Source organism: Acidovorax sp. SRB_24, assembly GCF_012931925.1.
The window spans coordinates 1-410 of sequence record NZ_MWOM01000261.1; the positions used below are offsets into that span (position 1 = coordinate 1).

The 410-nt window shown below is 73.9% G+C and carries 1 protein-coding gene; it reads right to left on the minus strand.

Annotation, left to right across the window (positions count from 1 at the left end; translation table 11 throughout):
- Positions 1-410 (minus strand): methyl-accepting chemotaxis protein (locus B2J89_RS21860; RefSeq protein ID WP_240965122.1); only part of this gene is annotated, 410 nt, incomplete at both ends.

The window sequence follows — 410 nt, forward strand, 5'->3', positions numbered from 1 at the left end:
TGCGCCCCGCCCCGGTCTTCGCCCAGGCGGAACTGCTGCACCACCTGCGACAGGCGCTGCGCCTGCTCGCGCAGCGACTCGGCCGCGGCGGCCGACTGTTCGACCAGCGCAGCGTTCTGCTGCGTCATGCGGTCGATCTCGCCGACCGACTGGTTGACCTGGCCGATGCCGGCCGACTGCTCGGACGCGGCCGCCGAGATCTCGCCAATGATGTCGCCCACGCGCTGCACGCTGGCCACGATCTCCTGCATCGCCTGGCCTGCACCCTCCACGTGGCGCACGCCGCCGTCCACGGCCGCCACGCTGGTGCCGATGAGGCCCTTGATGTCGCTGGCCGCCGCGGCCGAGCGCTGCGCCAGACTGCGCACCTCGCTGGCCACCACGGCGAAGCCGCGGCCCTGCTCGCCCGC